The sequence below is a fragment of the Streptomyces sp. R28 genome, from assembly GCF_041052385.1.
Lineage (GTDB): Bacteria > Actinomycetota > Actinomycetes > Streptomycetales > Streptomycetaceae > Streptomyces.
Map to the genome: position 1 here is coordinate 248,746 of NZ_CP163439.1, position 17,459 is coordinate 266,204.

Consider the following 17,459-nt stretch of genomic DNA (forward strand, 5'->3'; position numbering starts at 1 on the left):
CCCTTGAGCCAAGCAACCCTGTCCCTGAGCCGCACCCGGCACTCCCTCGCGCCGTGGGCCCGGATCGCCGCGCTGGCCGTGTGCGCGCTGCTGACCCTGGGCCCGGTCATCTGGACCGTCTCCACGTCGCTGCGCACCCCCGCCGAGGCCTTCGACCTGCCGCCGAAACTCATCCCGACGGATCCGTCCACGGAGGCGTACAGCGGGGTCTTCGACCAGATCGACGTCTGGCTGCTCGCCCTGAACTCGACGCTGGTGACCGCGCTGATCGCGGTGGGCCAGATGATCACGGCGGGGCTTGCGGGGTACGCCTTCGCACGCCTGGAGTTCCGGTTCAAGAAGCCGCTGTTCGGGCTGGTGCTGGCGACGATGATGGTGCCGTTGCAGGTCACCATCGTGCCGGTGTTCCTGGTGCTGAAGTCGATGGGCCTGACCGACACCCTGCTCGCCCTGATCATCCCGGCCTTCCCGACCGCCTTCGGGACCTTCCTGATGCGCCAGTACTTCCTGGGCATGCCGAAGGACCTCGGTGAGGCGGCGATGCTGGACGGCTGCGGGCCCTGGCGGATCTTCCGCTCCGTGTACGCGCCGCTGGCCGCGCCCGGTCTGGCGATCGTGGGCGTACTGGCCTTCAACTACCACTGGAACGAGTTCTTCCGCCCGCTGATCCTCGAGACCTCCGGGCAAAACTACACGCTCCCGCTGGGCCTGGTCTCCCTCCAGGGCAACCTGGGTACCGGCTCCATCTCGGTGGTGCTCGCCGGTGTCGTCCTCTCCATGATCCCCGCCGTCGCCGTGTTCGTCGTCGGTCAGCGCCCTCTCCGCGAGGGCATCACGTCCGCAGGAGTCAACCGTTGAGCCTCACCGCTCAGTCCACGGACCCCAGCGCCCCGCGCTTCCGGGTCCGGCCCCCCGCCAACTGGATCAACGACCCGAACGGGCCCTTCCGTTGGCGGGACCGGTACCACCTCTTCTACCAGCACAACCCCGACGCCCCGGTGCACGCGAACGTCCACTGGGGGCATGTCTCCAGCCACGACCTCGTGCACTGGGAGCACCATCCGATCGCGCTCGCCCCGACGCCCGGCGGCCCGGACGAGGCGGGCTGCTGGTCGGGCTGCGTGGTCGACGACGACGGCGTGCCGACGGCCGTGTACACGGGCGTCGACCGGCATCACACCGGGCTCGGCTCCATCTGCCTGGCGCGGGCACTGGTGCCGGAGGACGAGACGCTGACCGACTTCAGGCCGCTGCCCACGCCCGTCGTGACCGGCCCGCCGGCCGGCCTGGACGTGGTGATGTTCCGCGACCCGTTCGTGTTCAGGAGCGGTGGCCGACGGTGGGCACTGGTCGGCGCGGGACACGCCGACGGGACCGCGTCGGTGCTGCTGTACGACTGTGACGACCTGGCCGACTGGCGGTTCGCCGGGGTGCTGCTCGACGGCAACGACCCGGTCGCGAGGGACGCGTTCGGTGACAAGGCGGTCGGCTGGGAGTGCCCGCAGCTGTACGCGACCACGGGCGGGGACTGGGTGCTGGTGGTGTCGCTGTGGGACGGCGAGCCGTGCTCCACCGGCTATCTGACGGGCCGTCTCCAGCCGTACGGCGACGACGAGTTGCGCTTCGAAGCCCGTACCGGCGGGCGGCTCGACCACGGGCGGGACTTCTACGCACCCGCCGTGCTCCAGGAGCCGGACCGGGCGTTGATGTGGGGCTGGTCGTGGGAGGCCCGCGAGCAGGACGAGGTCGACCGCGCGGGCTGGGCCGGGGTGCTGACCGCGCCGCGGGTCGTGGACGTCCATCCCGACGGCGCCCTGCGTGTCGCACCGGCACCGGAGCTCGAACTGCTGCGTGCGGTCGAACCGTTCGTCACGGCGACAGGGCGCCCTGCCCCGCTCCCGGAGGCGTACGACCTGACCGTCACCGCATCCGGCCGCACCACGGTGAGTCTGCTGCGGTCCGCCTCGGGCGCGGCGCTGACGGTCGTGCTGGACCCGGACGAGGGCACGGTGACGCTCGACCGCGGGGACTGGCCGCGCACGCGGCCCGGCGGATCGGCGCCGATCGTGGTGCGGGCACCGGCCGGTGAGGTACGGATCCTCGTCGACGGCTCGCTGTTCGAGCTGTTCGTCGACGACCGGGCCACGGTCACCGAGCGGATCTACCGGCGACCGGACGACGTACCCGAACTCGTCGTCACCGGTCCCGGGGCCACCGTCACCGGCTGGGAGACGGCCCCACCGACGCACGACTGATCACCGGGCAGGCCAGACGCCGTACCGTCGCGGGCGGCGTCCGGCCCGTGTCGATGGCGTCGAGAAGGAGCCGGGCAGCCACCTCACCCATCACCCGGCACGGCGACGCAATCGTGGTGAGAGGCCGGGTCACCAACGAATCCACCGGCGCCCGGACGTCAGGCCCGAACTCCCTCGCCACCCGCCCAGGGGCCACGGTCACCGCCTGGGAGCTGCTCCCACCGACGCACGACTGATCACCGGGCAGGCCAGACGCCGTACCGTCGCGGGCGGCGTCCGGCCCGTGTCGATGGCGTCGAGGAGCAGCCCGGCAGCCACCTCACCCATCACCCGGCACGGCGACGCAATCGTGGTGAGAGGCCGGGTCACCAACGAATCCACCGGCGACCGGACGTCAGGCCCGAACTCCCTCGCCACCCGCCCAGGGGCCACGGTCACCGCCTGGGAGCTGCTCCCACCGACGCACGACTGATCACCGGACAGGCCAGACGCCGTACCGTCGCGGGCGGCGTCCGGCCCGTGTCGATGGCGTCGAGAAGGAGCCGGGCGGCGACCTCGCCCATCGCCCGGTGGGGCAGCGCGACCGTGGTGAGGGGCGGGGTGAGGAACGCGGCCATGTGCTCCTGGTCGTCGTAGCCGACCACGGACAGCTCGTCGGGGACGGTGATGCCCAGCCGGGTCGCGGCGTGCAGGGCGCCCGCCGCGACCCGGTCGTTGTAGCAGAACAGGCCGGTGGGGCGCCGGTCGGCGGGGACGCCGTCGAGGACGCGCAGCGCGCCCTCGTATCCTCCGGCGATCTCGCCCCCACTGCGCACCACCCACTCCTTGGGGACCGTGATCCCTTCGGCGCGCAGTGCGTCGCGGAAACCGCGCAGGCGGTCGACGGAGGCAAGGTCCTCCTGACCGCCCACCATGGCGACCCTGTGGTGCCCCTCGTCCAGCAGCAGCCGGGCCGCCGTACGGCCTCCCGCGCGCTCGGCGGGGATGACGGCGGGCAGGGAGTCGTCCTCGGGCAGGCAGTTGGCGAGGACGGAGTGGGTGCGGTGCAGGCCCTCGGGGACGCGGACGCGGCGCAGCGACATGGCCGCGTAGATGATGCCGTCCACGCGTCGGTCGAGGAGCTCGGCGACGGCCGCGTCCTCCTTGGCCGGGTCGCCGCCGGAGTCGATGGTCAGGACGAGGTGCTCGCTGGCCCAGGCGGTCTCCATGGCGCCACGCAGCAGTCGGCCGGCGAACGGCGAGGAGGCGATCTCGTCGGTGACCAGGCCGATCACGGCCGTACGGCGGCGGCGCAGGCCGCGTGCGACGGGGTCGGGGCGGTAGCCGAGTTCGGCGGCGGCCTGACGGATGCGTTCCTGGGTGGCGGGCGAGAGGTTGCCCTCGGCGCGGCCGTTGAAGACGAAGGAGACGGCCGTGTGCGACACCCCGGCGAGCCGGGCGACGTCCCGTGACGTGGGGCGCCCCGATCCCGTCGGGTGCTTGTCCTCGGTGCCGCCCATGCCGTCCGCTGCCCTCATCCCCACCCGTCCGGTTGATCAATCCTCACCCTATCCGTGACGCTGGATGCACGACACAGTCAAGGGAAGGTCCGGCAGTGATCAGCATCCCGACCCACACGCTCAACGACGGTACGGCCCTCCCCGCCCTCGGCCTCGGCACCTGGCCGATGGACGACGCGCAGGCCGAGCAGGCGGTTCACGACGCCCTGGAACTCGGGTACCGCCTCGTGGACACGGCGACGAACTACCGCAACGAGACAGGCGTCGGCCGTGGCGTCGCGGGCAGCGGCGTGCCCCGCGAGGAGATCGTCGTGACGACCAAGCTCCCCGGCCGCCACCACGGCTACGAGGAGACCCTCGCCTCCTTCGAGGAGTCCCGCGCCCGCCTCGGCCTGGACTACGTGGACCTCTACCTCATCCACTGGCCGCTCCCCCGCGTCGACAAGTACGTCGACTCCTGGAAGGCCATGATCAAACTGCGGGAGGACGGCCTCGTCCGGTCGATCGGCGTCTCCAACTTCACCGCCGAGCACATCGAACGGCTGGAGAAGGAGACCGGGGTCCTGCCCTCGGTCAACCAGATCGAGCTGCACCCCTTCTTCCCGCAGGCGGAGCTGCGCGCCTTCCACACCGGCAAGGGCATCGTCACCGAGAGCTGGAGCCCGCTGGGCCGTGGCACGGACCTGCTGGACGATCCCGTGATCGTCGCGACCGCCGAGGCGCACGGCGTGACGCCCGGCCAGGTCGTCCTGCGCTGGCACGTCCAGCTGGGCGCCGTCCCCATCCCGAAGTCGGCCGATCCCGGGCGGCAGCGCGCGAACCTCGATGTCTTCGGTTTCGAACTGGACCCCGATCGGATGACGGCGATCGCGGACCGTGCCCACCGGCGCGTCGGCGGGGATCCCGAAGTGCACGAGGAGTTCTGAGCGGGCGTCGGTGGCGCCGCGCAGGGTACTCGGGGCGGGAAGGAGGCGCTCATGGGCGAGAAGGACCGGCTGCGGGACTACCACGGCAAGCGTGACTTCGGGCGGACCGGGGAGCCGCGGGGGCGTGCGGGGGCCTCCGGTGAGGAGCCGCGGTTCGTGGTTCAGATCCATGACGCCCGCACCCTGCACTTCGACTTCCGGCTCCAGGTGGACGACGTACTGAAGTCCTGGTCGGTGCCGAAGGGGCCCTCCGACGATCCCCACGACAAGCGGCTCGCCATGCCCACCGAGGACCACCCTCTGGAGTACGAGGAGTTCGAGGGCATGATCCCGAAGGGCGAGTACGGCGGCGGCACGGTGATCGTCTGGGACAACGGCACGTACGAGCCGATGAGCCATGACCGCAAGGGGCGGCCCGTCGACTTCGGTGAGTCGCTCGAGCGGGGTCATGCCACGTTCCGGCTGAGCGGGTCGAAGCTGCACGGCGAGTACGCGCTCACCCGGATCCGCGACGGGCGCGACGGTGACCGGGAGGCGTGGCTGCTGGTGAAGGCCCGCAAGGGCCGGGCACCCGGGCACGGCACGCCCGACCCGTACCGGGCCCGTTCGGTGCGGACCGGTCGCACGCTCGGCCAGGTCGCCGCGGACGACGTCGAGGCGTGAGCGCGGCGGTCTCGCGGGGCGGAAAGTCCAGCGGAAAATCCGGTTCCGGCCTCAACTACCTTTCCCTGCCTCTATGTTCACGGCGACACCCGCTCTCGCCGCAGGAGGCTCCTCATATGCGCACCGCGCTCCGTACCGCCGTCACCGGCGCCGTGGCCGCCGCCACCGTCCTCGTCTGTGCGCCCGCCCACGCCACACCTCCCGGGCCGGGGGTGACCGCCCGGCTCATCAGTCAGAAGACGGTCGGTGACACCGACTACACCCTGCGGGAGATCACCGTGCCGCCGGGCCAGGCCACCGGTTGGCACTACCACGACGGTCCGCTCTACGCCGTGGTGAAGCAGGGCACGCTCAGCCACTTCGACTCGACCTGCGCCTCCGACGGCGTGTACCCCGGAGGCAGCTTCGTGCAGGAGCCGGCCGGGCCGGACAACGTGCACATCGGGCGCAACCTCGGCGACACCACGCTCGTCCTCGATGTGCTCTATGTGCTGCCGCACGGGGCGCCGTTCTCCGAGGACGCACCCAACCCCGGCTGCCCGTTCCAGTGATCAGATCGGCGGCAGCGGCTGTTCGGCCCAGATCGTCTTGCCGCTGCCGGTCTGCCGGCTCCCCCAGCGCTGGGTGAGCTGGGCGACCAGCAGCAGTCCGCGGCCGCCCTCGTCGTAGGCGTGGGCCCGGCGCAGATGCGGGGAGGTGGAACTGCCGTCGGAGACCTCGCAGATGAGGGTGCGGTCGCGGATCAGGCGGAGCTGGATGGGGGGTGCGCCGTACCGGATGGCGTTGGTGACGAGTTCGCTGACGACGAGTTCGGTGACGAAGGCGGCCTCGTCCAGTCCCCAGGCGGTCAGTTGCTCCGTGGCGGCCTGCCGGGTGGCCGCCACGTGCTCCGGGTCCGGCAGCACGTCCCAGGTGGCGATGCGGTCCGCGCCCAGAGCCCGGGTGCGGGCCAGGAGCAGGGCCACGTCGTCGCTGGGTTCCTCCGGCAGGACGGCCTTCAGCACGGTGTCGCACAGGGCGTCGAGAGTGTCGGGGGGCGCGGTCAGCGCGCGGCACAGTTCGGCGATGGCGTGGTCGATGTCGCGGTCGCGGTCCTCGATGAGGCCGTCCGTGTACAGGGCGACCAGGGAGCCCTCGGGCAGTTCCACCTCCATCGCCTCGAAGGGCAGCCCGCCGACGCCGAGCGGGGGCCCGGCGCTCAGCTCGATGACCTGGGTGGTGCCGTCGGGCAGGACGAGGGCCGGTGGTGGATGGCCGGCGGCTGCCAGGGTGAGGCGGCGGGTGACGGGGTCGTAGACGGAGTAGAGGCAGGTGGCGCCCAGTTCGGCGACCTCGTCGCTGTCGTCCCCGGCCAGATGGGTGACCAGGTCGTCCAGGTGGGTGAGGAGTTCGTCGGGCGGCAGGTCCACGTCGGCGAGGGTGCGTACGGCCGTGCACAGGCGGCCCATGGTGGCCGACGACGGGATGCCGTGTCCGACGACGTCGCCGACGACGAGGGCGACGCGGCCGCCGGACAGCGGGATCACGTCGAACCAGTCGCCGCCGAGGCCGGCCTGCGATCCGGACGGCCGATAGCGGTGGGCCACCTCCACGGCCGCCTGCCCGGACAGTCCCCGGGGCAGCAGGTTGTGCTGCAGGGCCAGCGCGGTGGTGCGTTCCCGGGCGAAGCGGCGGGCGTTGTCGATGCAGACGGCGGCCCGGCTGGCGAGTTCCTCGGCGAAGACGGCGTCGTCGGCGACGTAGTCGTCCGGTTGCCTGATGCGCACGGCCACCACGACGCCGAGCGTGGTGCCGCGGGCCCGCAGCGGCGCCGCCATCATGGAGTGGGCGCCGACGCGGTGGCGCCGGCCGGCCGGAGCGCGCGCGTTGCGTTCCGCCACCCAGCGCAGGAACGCCGACTCACCTGCCTGGCTGAGCATCACCGTGCCCTCCAGGATCGCCCGTGCGGGCGGCGAGAACGGCGGGTAGAAGTCCACCTCGCCCAGGTGCACGGCCGCTTCCGGGGTGCCCTCGGTGCCGGAGCCGTGGGCGACGCGGCGCAGCGCGATCTCGGTGCCGGCCAGCAGCGGCGCCTCCTCCGCCCCCAGGACCCAGTCGAACAGGTCCACGCTGGCGAAGTCGGCGAACCGGGGCACCATGACCGCGACCACTTCCTCCGCCGTGCGCACCAGGTCCAGGGTGGTGCCGATGGTGGCCGCGGCCTCGTTCAGCAGGGCCAGCCGCTGCCGCGCCCAGTACTGCTCGGTGCTGTCGAACGCGGCCAGCGCGGTGCCGACCAGCCGGCCCGAGGAGTCCCGTACCGGCCACATGTCGGTGGTCCAGGCGTGCTCGCGGTTCAGGGCCGGGGCGCCGGTGAAGCTCTCGTGGCGCAGCGGCCGGCCCGACTCGGCGACCTTGCGCATGTGCCGCAGAAAGCCCCGGCTGTGCACCTCGTCCTCCACGGTCTCCGAGAAGTGGCGGCCGAGCATGACCTCCTCGGGTACGCCCATGGCCTTGCACGCGGCTTCGTTGAGCCGCAGGTAGCGCTGGTCGGCGTCGAAGACGGACATGGACATGGATGCCTGCTGGAAGGCCTGCTCCGCGAGCGTGGGCTCGGCACGGTCGGACGGCACGGTGGTGATCACGTATCCGCCCGGCCCGCCGTCGTCGCCGATCAGGACGCATGCCGTCAGGTTCAGGGCGACGGGCGAGCCGTCCCGGTGACGCAGCACGGCGGTGCCGGCCAGCGCGGCCACGGCTTCGGGCGGCGGCTGCTCGGCGAGCAGCTCCCGCACCGGTCGTCCCAGTGCTTCCTCGCCCGTCAGGCCCGTCAGCCGCCGGGCGCCCTCGCTCCACCCGGTGACGACACCGTGGGCATCGATGATCGCCGCAGCGGAGACGTGCTCCATGTCGTCCAGGATGAGTCCTGAGCCGCACCGCATCAACCGCGATGCCCCATCTGCCGGTGCCTGAGGGCGAGCCCGGCGGGGCTACGTGGCTTTCGTGAGGGTGTCGAGTTCGGCGGCGAGGCCGGGGTGTGCGGTTGTCAGATGGGGGCGGGCGGCGTCAAGGGGGTGGATGAGGGCGGCGGGGTCGTCCTGGGCGAGGGCCGCGTGAAGTTGGCTGAGGGGGTGGCGGGCGGCGGGCGGGAGGTCGGTGAGGGCGGTGATCCGACCGGCGATGCGGCGCAGGTCGGCGGCGTTGCGGCGGGCCCAGGCTGCGATGTTGCGGTCGGCGGCGCGGCGTTCGCGGGTGGCCTGGACGCGTTGTTCGCCGGTGGTTCCGGCGGGGCCGGGCCGGTTGCGCAGGTAGCGGCGTTCGGCCGCCTGGCGGCTGGCGACGCCGAGGGGGTGGGCGAGGTCGGCCCAGCTGGCGCCTGCGTGGCGGGCCGTTTCGATCAGGTCGGTCTCCCATCCGGCGAGTTGCTCGCGAATCTGCCGCAGCAGCAGGAGGGAGGCCAGGGCCTGCTCCGGGTCGGCGTTCTCGGCGTCGGTGAGCCGGGGGGCCTCGTGCTGGGCGGCGCGCAGGGCGTCGCCGATGGCTTCCAGGGCCGCCGCCGCGGCGAGGAACGAGGCCGGGCTCTGGCTGCCGACGCGGGAAGAGACCGGCTGGTCAGCTGCTGCCATGGGCACCTCTCTCGGGCTTGTCATCCTTTCGACGACATCGTGTTTGTCATCCATTGGATGACATGTTACAACGGTTTCGACGAGGCGCATTGGCAGCTACTGCCCGAACCTTCTGGAGGTGTTTCGCGATGTTGATGCGCACCGACCCCTTCCGCGAACTCGACCGGCTGACCCAGCAGCTGATGGGCCCGGGCACCTGGACGCGGCCGTCCACGATGGCGATGGACGCCTACCGCGAGGGTGACGCGTACGTGGTGGCCTTCGACCTTCCCGGCGTCAGCACAGAGGCGATCGACATCGACGTCGAGCGGAACATGCTGACCGTCAGGGCCGAGCGCCGGCCCGTGGCGAAGGCCGACGACGTACAGATGGAGCTGTCGGAGCGGCCACTGGGCGTCTTCTCACGGCAGCTCGTGCTGGCCGATACGTTGGACACCGAGCACATCAAGGCCGACTACGACGCCGGAGTGCTCACCTTGCGGATCCCGATCGCCGAGCGCGCCAAGCCCCGCAAGATCGCCATCGGCGGGGAATCCTCCCGCAAGGAGATCTCCGGCTGAGCCGGGCGACCCGGGACGATCAGCGGCGGAGGACGGGCACCCTGGACCGGGGCTCCTTGAACTGGGGCACCCTGGACTGGAGCACCCTGGACTGGGGCTCCTCGATCCGGGGCACCCGTCCTCCCTACCCGCCGGGCTCAAGAAGGGTGGCGGCCGACGTGACCTTGCGATGGGAAGCCTTCCTCGACCGCGTGAAGGAACGCGGCGAGTACGAAAGCCGACAGGAAGCAGAACGCGCGGCCCGCGTGGTGCTCGCCCTGCTGGGCGCACACCTCGTCGGCGAAGTGCGCGCCCAACTGGCGGCCCGTCTGCCGGAAGACTTCGCCCTCATCCTGCTCAACCCGCTGCAGAGCGCCGAACCGCTGTCACCGGAGCGCTTCGTGCGGGCGACGGCGGCCTGGGTCGAGGGCGCCACCGAGCAGACCGCGACCTGGGATGTGGGCGCCGTCCTCAGCACGGTCGCCGACGCGGCCGACGAGGACCTGCTCAAGCAGATCCTGCTGCAGCTCCCCGCAGGCTACGACCTGCTGTTCGGCCGGCCCCAGCCCATCTGACCACCCACACACCCGGTGTCCGCACACCCCGCCGGGCACCGGCGACCTCAACGACAGAAAGGCAACCACCGCAGTGATGTCCGACCGGCGTGCACCGCTCCAGCACACCTCCGTGATGACGTTCGAACACATGCTGGAGAAGGTCCGTTACGAAGGCGCCTACCCCACCCGGGAACGGGCCGAGGAGGCTGTCCGCCTGGTCGTCGCGGGACTCGGGCGCCAGCTGACGGGCGACGAACGCGTCGAACTGGCCGCCCGCCTGCCCCTGGAAGCCGCACGCGTCCTCACCGAACAGATCCCCGACACCCAGCCGCTCACCGGCTGGGCCTTCGTCAAGGACCTCGCTGCCCGCAGCGGCGCCACCCTGGCCACCACCCGCTGGGACACCGGCTCCGTCCTCGCCACGGTCGCCGCCCTGGCCGGCCCCGAACTGCTCACGCGTATCCTGCGCCGGCTCCCCTCCGGCTACGCGCTGCTGTTCGGTCGCGCCGAACTCACCCAGGCCGCCTGACCCGACCCCGTGGCTGCCCGGCTCGGCGGCCCTGCGGCAGCCACCGGGCAGCCTGGGTGGTCGCGGGTTATGCCGGGCGGTTCACCGAACGCTTCTGCCCGGCGGCCCCGGGCCCGGGACCGGCACGTCTCGCCGCAGTGAACGGGTTTTCGCGTGCCGGGGCGTCGGACCGTGCCCCGGTGGCGGTGGTTCGCCGCAGCCGGGAGACCGGCGTCCGGCGCCTGCCGTCCTCGGACACCGCACCGAACCCCGCCTCCGCCGCCGCCCCGCGCTACCGCTCGCTCACTTGCGCAGCGCGGTGAGGGCCCGGTCGGCGTGGGTGTTCATCCGCAGTTCGCTGCGGACGACCTCCAGGACCGTGCGGTCCTGCCCTATGACGAAGGTGACCCGTTTGGTGGGGGCCAGCGAGAAGCCGCGCGTCACGCCGAACCGGTCCCGGACGGCCCCGTCCGCGTCGGACAGCAGCGGGATGCCGAGCGTGTGCCGGTCGGCGAACTCCTGCTGCCGTTCGACCGCGTCACCGCTGATGCCGACGGGCCGGGCGCCGACGGCGGCGAACTCGGCGGCGAGATCACGGAAGTGGCAGGCCTCCGCGGTGCAGCCCGGGGTGAGGGCGGCGGGGTAGAAGAAGAGCACCACCGGCCCTTCGGCGAGCAACCCGGTGAGGCTGCGGGTGGTGCCGGTCTCGTCCGGCAGCGAGAAGTCCTCGACCTTGTCGCCGACCTTCAGCTGGGCGCTCATGCCTGGGCCTCCGCACTCTTCGCGACCCCGCGGGCCCACAGCACCAGGGGGATCTGCAGCGGCAGTCGGCCGATGGCGGCGGCCCTCTGCGGCGCGGGGCGGTGCCGCCAGTCGACGGCCATCTTCACGTTCGCGGGGAACACACCGACGAAGAAGGCCGCCGTGGCCAGCGCGGCGGCCTTGCGGGTACGCGGCAGCGCCACGCCGGCCGCCAGCGCGAGCTCGGCGACGCCACTGGCGTACGTCCAGGTCCGGGGCGTCCCCGGCAGGGCTCGCGGCACGGTCGCGTCGAACTGTCGTGGTGCGGCGAGGTGGGCGACGCCCGCGGTGGCCAGCAGGCCGGCGAGCAGCAGGGGCGAACGTTCGGACCGGGGCACGGATCCTCCTAGGGTGACCTGCCGCCGGATGCTACCGGAGGGTAGGTCATGGGCCGGCACTCGCCCCCGCCTGTTCATCGGCCCTGTCGCGGGCGGCCGTTGTGAGTTCCGGGCGTGTACCCGAAGGACCGGCGGAAGACGTCGATGAAGGCGCTGGCGGAGGACCAGCCGCAGCGGTGGGCGACGGTCGTGACGGGCGTGTCCTCGGCGAGCAGCCGCAGCGCGTGATAGAGACGCGACTGGGTGCGCCACTGCGGGAAGGTCATGCCGAACTCGTGGCGGAAGAGCCGGCTGAGGGTGCGCTCGCCCGCTCCGGTCGCGGCGCCGAGCGCGGCGAGGGTGCGCGGGTCGGCGGGGTCGGCGTGGACGAGCGCGCACACCGCGGCCAGGCGGGGGTCGGTGGGGGTGGGCAGGCGCAGCGGCTGCTGGGGCGAGGCGCGCAGCTGGTCGCGCAGGACGGCGAGCAGACGGCGGCGCTCGGGGCTGTCGTCGCCGGGGTCGCGGGTGTAGGCGAGGATCAGCTCACGCAGGAGGGGGCTGACGGCGAGGACGGTGGGGGCGTCCAGGCCGAGGGGGTTGTCGTCGATGGGCAGGCCGACCAGGTGCAGGTCGAGGTGGCCGTGGGCGCGGTGCGCGTGCACGGTGCCCGCAGGGACCCAGATGGCGCGGTTGCCGGGCGCGAACCAGGTGCCGACGTCGGTGGTGACGGCGAGGACGCCGGAGCCCGCGTAGACGATCTGGTGGTCGTCGTGCCGGTGCGCGTCGATGCGGTGCCCGGCGGCGAGGGCCTGGGCGCGGGTCGGCGCGATCGGATCATGGCGGATGTTCGACACAACAAGGCAGATTATCGAAAGCAGGCCATGGACCTCCCCCACGACGATCGCAGGGTGTCCATAAAACGCAACCGAGCCATGACCCTGCTGTCCCTGGGCCACGCCTGTGTCGACGTGTACCAGGGCGCCGTGGCGGGCCTCGTCCCCTTCTTCGTCTCCGAGCGTGCCTACAGCTATGCGGCAGCCTCGGGCATCGTGCTGGCGGCCTCCTTGCTGTCGTCGGTGGTGCAGCCGCTGTTCGGGGCGCTCACCGACCGGTGGGCGATGCCGTGGTTGCTGCCGCTGAGCGCGCTGACGGGCGGCGCCGGGGTGGCGCTGAGCGGGGTCATGGGTTCCTACGCGCTCACGCTGGCGGTGGTGGCCGTGTCCGGCATCGGGGTGGCCGCCTACCACCCGGAGGCCGCTCGCGCGGCCCGCGATGCCGCGCACGGCAGTCATACGGCGATGGGGTGGTTCTCCCTCGGCGGCAACGTCGGTTTCGCGCTGGCCCCGCTGCTGGTGGCGGCGGTGGTCGCCACCGGCGGTCTGGGCGCCACTCCCCTGCTGGTCGTGCCGGCCGTCGTGGGAGCGGCCCTGTGCGTGGCGGCGGTGCGCTCGGCCGCAAGCCGTGGGGCCGCCGTCGGCAAGGGCGAGGAGGCCGGCTCCGACGACTGGGGGTCGTTCCTGCGGCTGTCCGGCGCCATCGTGTGCCGGTCGATCGTGTTCGTCGGGCTGAGCGCGTTCGTCTCGCTGTACGTCCGGCAGCGGACCGGTGGCGGTGCCGTGGCGGGCACGGCCGCGCTGTGTGTGCTCTACCTGGGCGGCGCGGTGGGCACCGTGGCCGGGGGACGGCTCGCCGACCGGTACGGGCGGCTCGCGGTCGTACGCCAGGCGTATGTACTGACCGGGCTCGCGGTGGCCGGAGTGGTCCTCGTTCCCGGCCCGAGCGTGTATCTGTTCGTCGCGCTGACGTCGGCCGGGCTGTACGTCCCGTTCTCGTTGCACATCACGCTCGGCCAGGACTACCTGCCCCGGCGGGTGGGCACGGCGAGCGGTGTGACGCTGGGGCTGGCCGTGAGCGTGGGCGGTCTCTTCGCCCCGGTCGTCGGAGCGCTGGCCGACGCCACGTCGCTGCGGACCGCGCTCGCCGCACTCATCGCCCTGCCCGCGCTGGGGCGGCTGCTGCTGTGCGGGCTGCGGGAGCCGGCACCGCCCGCAGGGCCCGCCCCGGCACCCGGCTCCTGCGGGCCCCGCCCGCGTACGTCGTCGGCGTGACCGGTGCCCGAGCCGTCGGGTCAGGCGGTGCCGGCCGGTGCCGCCGGCTGCGGTTCGGTGTCCTCGTCGATGGCGTGGGCGAGGAAGTCGTCGACCATGCGGTGGAAGAGGGTGGCCAGTTGGCGCAGCTCCTCAGGGCTCCAGTCGGCCAGGGCGAGCTGCATACCGCGGGCGCCGGCCTCACGGACCCGGGCGATGGCCTGCCGGCCGGCCTCGGTGAGTTCGATGCGCTGGGCGCGGCGGTCCTGGGGGTCGGGGACGCGGGTGACGTAGCCGCCCTTCTGCAGCTGCTGCACCGTACGCGTGACGTGCGAGGCCTCCACACCGAGCCGGGCGGCCAGCTCCCCGGGGCGCAGCGACTCCGAGTCGGCGACCTGGCGCAGCAGCGCCACCGCGGCCCGGTCCAGCGGCACACCGGCCAGGGCCATGAGCCGCTCGTGCTGCCGGGCGCGTGTGCTCAGGTAGGTGATGCGGGTGAGCGCTCGCTCTATCTCGATCACTTCCGCGGACGCGGGCGTGTCGGGGAATTCGGGGAGCGGTGGTGTGGACATGGGGACCACTTTACCATCTCGTTGCGTAACTCAACTAATTGGCGGTGGGGTCAGACGGCGCCCGCGGCCTCCTCTCCCCCGCAGCAGCCAGGCCGGACACGCGCCACCGGCCACGCGGCCGACTCGCACTGCCGTCGCCGCCGCGGTCGCCATGGGCCGCCCGCCGGTCACCGACGCCGGCACCGGCACCGGCACCGGCACCGGCACGCATCGGGCCACGCTGCCGAACGTGGCGCACGCCCGCGAGCTCGCCGTCGACGAGGGGCACGCGCATCCGCGTCGGCGGCTGAATGGCGCGGGGGCCCGGCGGACCCAGGTGGTCCGCCGGGCCCCGGCCCGCGTGGCACGTCAGGCGGGTGCCCCGCCCGGCACGGCCTCGGCGCGCGAATGGGACGGCACGGCCGCCCCGTCCCAGTCCGCGCCCGTCGCGATCGCCTGCCGCCACTGCCGGATCGCCTTCGGCGGCATCCCCACGGCCAGCGCCCCGGTCACCTTCTCGCCCCTGCGGTAGGCGGCCACGAACCGGCCCTCCGCCAGTTCCCCCTCCACCACGGCGACTTCGTCGTGTCCGCGGAGATAGCCGTACGCCTGGATCTTCATGTCGTACTGGTCGGACCAGAAGTACGGCACCGGCGCGAACGACTTGCGGGCGTCCGGGTGCAGCAGGTTGCGGGCCGCGGCCATCCCCTGCTCGGCGGCGTTGGTGCGGTGCTCGATGCGCATGGGCAGCCCGAACAGCGGGTTGTACCAGCGGGCCACGTCCCCGGCGGCGTACACGTTCCGCGCGGCCTCGCAGTACTCGTCGCACACCACGCCGTCGCCGACGGTGAGCCCTCCGGCGGCGAGCCAGTCGGTGTTGGGCACGGAGCCGATCGCGATCAACACCTCGTCCGCCTCGACCAGTTCGCCGTCGGCGAGGCGCACGCCGTTCCCGGTCACCTCGGTCACGGTGACCCCGCAGCGCAGGTCCACGCCCCGGTCCAGATGGGCGCGCGTCAGCACCTCGCCGACCTCACTGCCGACGGCGTGGGCCAGCGGCACCGGGGCGGGTTCGAGAAGCGTCACCTCACAGCCCAGCCGCCAGGCGACGGCTGCGGCCTCGGCCCCGAGGAACCCCGCGCCGACCACGACCAGCCGCTTGCCCGGCGTGAGCCGGTCCCGCAGCCGCATCGCGTCGTCCAGGGTGCGCAGCACATGCCCGCCCGCACCGGGCAGCCGGCGCGGGCGCACTCCGGTGGCCAGGATCAGACCGTCGTACGGCACCGTCGATCCGTCGGCCAACTCCACCGTGCGGTCGGCGAGTCGCAGTCCGGCCGCCGCCACGCCGAGGCGCAGGTCGAGGTCGAGTCCGGCCAGGTCGCCGGGGGTGCGCAGGGCCAGCCGCTCGGGCTCCCACTCGCCGGACAACAGCTGCTTGGACAGGGGCGGCCGGTCGTACGGGGCGAGGGGTTCGTCGCCCACGAGGGTGAGCGTGCCGTCGTATCCCTCGCGGCGGAGCGTCTCGGCCGCCGCGAGCCCGGCGGCCGAGGCACCGACGACGACAATGCGCCTCACTGATCCACCAGCCGGATCGCGGCGGCCGGGCAGATCGCCACGGCCTCGCGTACGCCGTCGAGGTGTTCGTCGGCAGGCTGCTCGTCGAGCAGGACCGCGATCCCCTCGTCGTCCTGGTCGAACACGTCCATGGCGGCCAGCACGCACTGTCCGGACGCGACGCACTTGTCGGCTTCCAGCTCCACCTTCATGGCCATCCCCTTCTTCACACGTGGTTCTTGTTCGTTTGCGGGCTGTTGCGTTTGCGGCTTGCCGCGTTTGCGGGTTGCCGCTCGTGCTCGTGGTGCGGAGCCGTCACCAGGAGACGGGAAGTTCGTGGACGCCGTAGATGAACGCGTCGGTCTTGAACCGGACGTCCTCCAGGGCGCACGCGAGTTTCAGCGTCGGGATGCGCTTGTAGAGGGTGCCGTAGACGACCTGGAGTTCCATGCGGGCCAGCGGCTGGCCCAGACACTGGTGGACGCCGAAGCCGAAAGCGACGTGGCGCCGGGCGTCGCGGGTGATGTCGAGGCGGTCGGGGTCGGCGAAGACCTCGGGGTCGCGGTTGCCGATCTCGTTGACCATGATGACGCCCTCGCCGGCCTTGATCACCTGGCCGCCGATCTCGATGTCCTCGGTCACCGCCCGGCGCCGGCCCAGGTGGGTGATGTGCAGATAGCGCAGGAGTTCCTCGACCGCGGAGGCCACGAGTTTCGGATCGTCGGTCTCCCGCAGCAGGGCGAGCTGGTCGGGGTACTGGAGCAGGGCGAGAGTGCCGAGCGCGATCATGTTCGCGGTGGTCTCATGGCCCGCGATCAGCAGGAGCAGCGCCATCTCGGTCGCCTGCTGATGGGTGAGTTCACCGGCGGTGACGCGGGCGGCGATGCCCGACAGCAGGTCGTCCCGCGGCTCGGCGACCCGCTTGCCCAGGAGTCCCGCCAGGTAGCCCGCGACCTCACGGCTCGCCGCGCCCCGCTCCTCGGGCGTGGCGGTCGTACGGACCATGGTCTTGGTGTGCTCCTGGAAGAAGTCGTGCTCCTCGTACGGCACGCCCAGCAGCTCGCAGATGACCAGCGACGGGATCGGCAGGGCGAACACGTCCACGAGGTCCACCGGGCCGGGCCCGGCGAGCATGTCGTCGATCAGGCCGTCCACGATCCGCTGTACGGCGGGACGCAGCGCCTCGACCTTCTTCACGGCGAACGGGCCCGTCACCATCCGGCGCAGCCGGGCGTGTTCGGGGTCGTCCATCATGATGAAGCTGAGCTTGCCCTCCCCGGCCTCGGGGCTGGCCTTGGTCGGATAGCCCGGCTGGTCGGTGTCGGCGCTGACCCGCCCGTCGCCCAGCAGGGCCCGCTGCTCGGCATACCGGGTGACGAGCCAGGGCTCGCTGCCGTCCCACAGCCGCACCTTGGTCAACGGCCCCTGTTCCTGCAGCTCCTTGAGCGCGGGCGGCGGGTCGAAGGGGCAGCGGGACTCCCTCGGCATCGGGAACTCGGGGACGGCGTCCGGCGCTTCGTGCGCGGGACCGGTCAGGGTGGTGTCGGCCATGGTTCTCCTCGGACGTGGGGGGCTCCGGTCGGAGTGGAGCGCCGGG

Annotated in this window: 19 protein-coding genes and 2 pseudogenes; 9 read left to right on the plus strand and 12 right to left on the minus strand. The window is 72.6% G+C overall.

Annotation, left to right across the window (positions count from 1 at the left end):
• Positions 1-3: 3 nt before the first annotated feature.
• Together AB5J49_RS01015 and AB5J49_RS01020 are read left to right on the plus strand one after the other, a co-directional pair.
• Complete coding sequence (locus AB5J49_RS01015) at positions 4-858, plus strand: carbohydrate ABC transporter permease (RefSeq protein ID WP_369166533.1); 855 nt, start codon at positions 4-6, stop codon at positions 856-858.
• Entirely contained in the window at positions 855-2,255 is a 1,401-nt protein-coding gene (locus AB5J49_RS01020) for a glycoside hydrolase family 32 protein (RefSeq protein WP_369166534.1), read from the plus strand. Before AB5J49_RS01015 ends, AB5J49_RS01020 begins: the two co-directional genes overlap by 4 nt.
• Here the strand turns inward: AB5J49_RS01020 and AB5J49_RS01025 are convergent.
• The 3 genes and pseudogenes from AB5J49_RS01025 to AB5J49_RS01035 form a co-directional block, all read right to left on the minus strand.
• A pseudogene (locus AB5J49_RS01025) lies at positions 2,218-2,379 on the minus strand (substrate-binding domain-containing protein); the annotation flags it as partial. The gene AB5J49_RS01020 and the pseudogene AB5J49_RS01025 overlap by 38 nt on opposite strands.
• A gap of 74 nt (positions 2,380-2,453) precedes the next feature.
• Positions 2,454-2,624, minus strand: a pseudogene (locus tag AB5J49_RS01030) (substrate-binding domain-containing protein); the annotation flags it as partial.
• Positions 2,625-2,689: 65 nt separating this feature from the next.
• Complete coding sequence (locus AB5J49_RS01035; protein WP_369175009.1) at positions 2,690-3,754, minus strand: LacI family DNA-binding transcriptional regulator; 1,065 nt, start codon at positions 3,752-3,754, stop codon at positions 2,690-2,692.
• Positions 3,755-3,849: 95 nt separating this feature from the next.
• On the opposite strand from AB5J49_RS01035, the gene AB5J49_RS01040 reads away from it, so the two are divergent.
• From AB5J49_RS01040 to AB5J49_RS01050, 3 genes are all read left to right on the plus strand, one after another.
• The gene (locus AB5J49_RS01040) at positions 3,850-4,680 is read left to right on the plus strand and encodes an aldo/keto reductase (protein ID WP_369166535.1); all 831 of its coding nucleotides are present in this window, start codon (positions 3,850-3,852) and stop codon (positions 4,678-4,680) included.
• A 51-nt stretch (positions 4,681-4,731) separates the two neighbouring features.
• A complete protein-coding gene (locus tag AB5J49_RS01045; protein ID WP_369166536.1) occupies positions 4,732-5,343 on the plus strand; it encodes a DNA polymerase ligase N-terminal domain-containing protein in 612 nt (203 codons plus the stop codon).
• Between the two features lie 116 nt (positions 5,344-5,459).
• Positions 5,460-5,894, plus strand: coding sequence for a cupin domain-containing protein (locus AB5J49_RS01050; RefSeq protein ID WP_369166537.1), 435 nt, complete (start codon positions 5,460-5,462; stop codon positions 5,892-5,894).
• On the opposite strand, the gene AB5J49_RS01055 is transcribed toward AB5J49_RS01050, so the two are convergent.
• Both AB5J49_RS01055 and AB5J49_RS01060 read right to left on the minus strand, forming a co-directional pair.
• Complete coding sequence (locus AB5J49_RS01055; protein WP_369166539.1) at positions 5,895-8,231, minus strand: SpoIIE family protein phosphatase; 2,337 nt, start codon at positions 8,229-8,231, stop codon at positions 5,895-5,897.
• Positions 8,232-8,312: 81 nt separating this feature from the next.
• Entirely contained in the window at positions 8,313-8,948 is a 636-nt protein-coding gene (locus tag AB5J49_RS01060) for a type III effector protein (protein ID WP_369166540.1), read from the minus strand.
• Positions 8,949-9,076: 128 nt separating this feature from the next.
• On the opposite strand from AB5J49_RS01060, the gene AB5J49_RS01065 reads away from it, so the two are divergent.
• The 3 genes from AB5J49_RS01065 to AB5J49_RS01075 all read left to right on the plus strand — a co-directional run bounded on the left by AB5J49_RS01065 (position 9,077) and on the right by AB5J49_RS01075 (position 10,573).
• The gene (locus tag AB5J49_RS01065; protein ID WP_369166541.1) at positions 9,077-9,508 is read left to right on the plus strand and encodes an Hsp20/alpha crystallin family protein; all 432 of its coding nucleotides are present in this window, start codon (positions 9,077-9,079) and stop codon (positions 9,506-9,508) included.
• A 158-nt stretch (positions 9,509-9,666) separates the two neighbouring features.
• Positions 9,667-10,062: a DUF2267 domain-containing protein gene (locus tag AB5J49_RS01070; RefSeq protein ID WP_369166542.1), complete on the plus strand. Its 396-nt coding sequence runs from the start codon at positions 9,667-9,669 to the stop codon at positions 10,060-10,062.
• 115 nt (positions 10,063-10,177) lie between these two features.
• Complete coding sequence (locus AB5J49_RS01075) at positions 10,178-10,573, plus strand: DUF2267 domain-containing protein (RefSeq protein WP_369166543.1); 396 nt, start codon at positions 10,178-10,180, stop codon at positions 10,571-10,573.
• Positions 10,574-10,855: 282 nt separating this feature from the next.
• On the opposite strand, the gene AB5J49_RS01080 is transcribed toward AB5J49_RS01075, so the two are convergent.
• The 3 genes from AB5J49_RS01080 to AB5J49_RS01090 form a co-directional block, all read right to left on the minus strand.
• Positions 10,856-11,314 (minus strand): peroxiredoxin, encoded by a 459-nt coding sequence (locus AB5J49_RS01080; RefSeq protein WP_369166544.1) that lies wholly within the window; start codon positions 11,312-11,314, stop codon positions 10,856-10,858.
• Positions 11,311-11,691 (minus strand): DoxX family protein, encoded by a 381-nt coding sequence (locus tag AB5J49_RS01085; protein WP_369166545.1) that lies wholly within the window; start codon positions 11,689-11,691, stop codon positions 11,311-11,313. The genes AB5J49_RS01080 and AB5J49_RS01085 overlap by 4 nt, the downstream gene beginning before the upstream one ends.
• A 74-nt stretch (positions 11,692-11,765) precedes the next feature.
• Positions 11,766-12,524 carry a helix-turn-helix transcriptional regulator gene (locus tag AB5J49_RS01090; protein WP_369166546.1) on the minus strand — a complete coding sequence of 253 codons (759 nt, stop codon included), beginning with the start codon at positions 12,522-12,524 and terminating at the stop codon, positions 11,766-11,768.
• Between the two features lie 78 nt (positions 12,525-12,602).
• On the opposite strand from AB5J49_RS01090, the gene AB5J49_RS01095 reads away from it, so the two are divergent.
• Positions 12,603-13,778 carry an MFS transporter gene (locus AB5J49_RS01095; RefSeq protein ID WP_369175010.1) on the plus strand — a complete coding sequence of 392 codons (1,176 nt, stop codon included), beginning with the start codon at positions 12,603-12,605 and terminating at the stop codon, positions 13,776-13,778.
• 20 nt (positions 13,779-13,798) lie between these two features.
• Here AB5J49_RS01095 and AB5J49_RS01100 read toward each other — a convergent pair whose 3' ends face one another.
• The 4 genes from AB5J49_RS01100 to AB5J49_RS01115 form a co-directional block, all read right to left on the minus strand.
• Positions 13,799-14,329 carry a MarR family winged helix-turn-helix transcriptional regulator gene (locus tag AB5J49_RS01100; RefSeq protein ID WP_369166547.1) on the minus strand — a complete coding sequence of 177 codons (531 nt, stop codon included), beginning with the start codon at positions 14,327-14,329 and terminating at the stop codon, positions 13,799-13,801.
• 348 nt (positions 14,330-14,677) lie between these two features.
• Positions 14,678-15,883: an NAD(P)/FAD-dependent oxidoreductase gene (locus AB5J49_RS01105; protein WP_369166548.1), complete on the minus strand. Its 1,206-nt coding sequence runs from the start codon at positions 15,881-15,883 to the stop codon at positions 14,678-14,680.
• Positions 15,880-16,074, minus strand: coding sequence for a ferredoxin (locus AB5J49_RS01110; RefSeq protein WP_369166549.1), 195 nt, complete (start codon positions 16,072-16,074; stop codon positions 15,880-15,882). The genes AB5J49_RS01105 and AB5J49_RS01110 overlap by 4 nt, the downstream gene beginning before the upstream one ends.
• Before the next feature lie 103 nt (positions 16,075-16,177).
• Positions 16,178-17,413, minus strand: a complete 1,236-nt coding sequence (locus AB5J49_RS01115) for a cytochrome P450 (RefSeq protein WP_369166550.1) — start codon at positions 17,411-17,413, stop codon at positions 16,178-16,180.
• Between the last annotated feature and the right edge of the window lie 46 nt (positions 17,414-17,459).

Bases quoted from the DNA above. Each gene is read 5' to 3' on its own strand.
- AB5J49_RS01035 (WP_369175009.1), bottom strand. From the start codon at position 3,754: ATGGGCGGCACCGAGGACAAGCACCCGACGGGATCGGGGCGCCCCACG.
- AB5J49_RS01045 (WP_369166536.1), top strand. From the start codon at position 4,732: ATGGGCGAGAAGGACCGGCTGCGGGACTACCACGGCAAGCGTGACTTC.
- AB5J49_RS01050 (WP_369166537.1), top strand. From the start codon at position 5,460: ATGCGCACCGCGCTCCGTACCGCCGTCACCGGCGCCGTGGCCGCCGCC.
- AB5J49_RS01055 (WP_369166539.1), bottom strand. From the start codon at position 8,231: ATGGAGCACGTCTCCGCTGCGGCGATCATCGATGCCCACGGTGTCGTC.
- AB5J49_RS01060 (WP_369166540.1), bottom strand. From the start codon at position 8,948: ATGGCAGCAGCTGACCAGCCGGTCTCTTCCCGCGTCGGCAGCCAGAGC.
- AB5J49_RS01065 (WP_369166541.1), top strand. From the start codon at position 9,077: ATGTTGATGCGCACCGACCCCTTCCGCGAACTCGACCGGCTGACCCAG.
- AB5J49_RS01075 (WP_369166543.1), top strand. From the start codon at position 10,178: ATGACGTTCGAACACATGCTGGAGAAGGTCCGTTACGAAGGCGCCTAC.
- AB5J49_RS01080 (WP_369166544.1), bottom strand. From the start codon at position 11,314: ATGAGCGCCCAGCTGAAGGTCGGCGACAAGGTCGAGGACTTCTCGCTG.
- AB5J49_RS01095 (WP_369175010.1), top strand. From the start codon at position 12,603: ATGACCCTGCTGTCCCTGGGCCACGCCTGTGTCGACGTGTACCAGGGC.
- AB5J49_RS01100 (WP_369166547.1), bottom strand. From the start codon at position 14,329: ATGTCCACACCACCGCTCCCCGAATTCCCCGACACGCCCGCGTCCGCG.
- AB5J49_RS01110 (WP_369166549.1), bottom strand. From the start codon at position 16,074: ATGAAGGTGGAGCTGGAAGCCGACAAGTGCGTCGCGTCCGGACAGTGC.
- AB5J49_RS01115 (WP_369166550.1), bottom strand. From the start codon at position 17,413: ATGGCCGACACCACCCTGACCGGTCCCGCGCACGAAGCGCCGGACGCC.